Origin of the sequence: Mycobacterium sp. WUMAC-067 (assembly GCF_020217485.1) — a bacterium.
In the GTDB taxonomy this organism is placed as follows: Bacteria; Actinomycetota; Actinomycetes; order Mycobacteriales; family Mycobacteriaceae; genus Mycobacterium.
Genome location: NZ_JAEKMI010000202.1, coordinates 1 through 463 on the forward strand (window position 1 = coordinate 1; position 463 = coordinate 463).

Annotated in this window: 1 protein-coding gene; it reads right to left on the minus strand. The window is 64.6% G+C overall.

Going from position 1 to position 463, the window contains the following annotated elements; genetic code table 11:
- Nucleotides 1-339: 339 nt before the first annotated feature.
- Nucleotides 340-463: GMC oxidoreductase (locus JF781_RS28230; protein WP_225341382.1), on the minus strand; the 124-nt coding region annotated here is incomplete at its 5' end.

Sequence of the window (463 nt, forward strand, 5' to 3'; positions counted from 1 at the left end):
TGTCGCCTGCCCGTGGCCGTACCCACAGGCGAAGACCTGGGATCCGCGCGGCTACTACCAATCTCAAGGAGCCCCAGGGCCATTCACCGCCGGGAAGGCCAGTTCGTGGCAGATTGCGCAACCGGAAGGTCGACCAAGAGACATCGTGGTGCAGTCCGACCGCTGCAATTCCAAGTGAGCCCCGTGGCGCGAGGCCGGGAAACGGCGAAGGGGCTTTGCGGCAAGGGGTTTCGATTCTGGCGGGGATTCGGACGTGTTGGCGAACTCACCGCATGAGCACTGACGAATGCGTTCTACCCCCTGGGCGGTCCGCGACCGGCGCCCATCAACCGACGAGTATCAAGCGCCGATGATCAGTTCGGCGGCCCGTTCTCCGATCATCATCGCCGCGGCATTCGTATTCCCTCCGACGATGCTCGGCATGATCGATGCGTCGGCCACGCGTAGTCCCGCCACGCCCCGT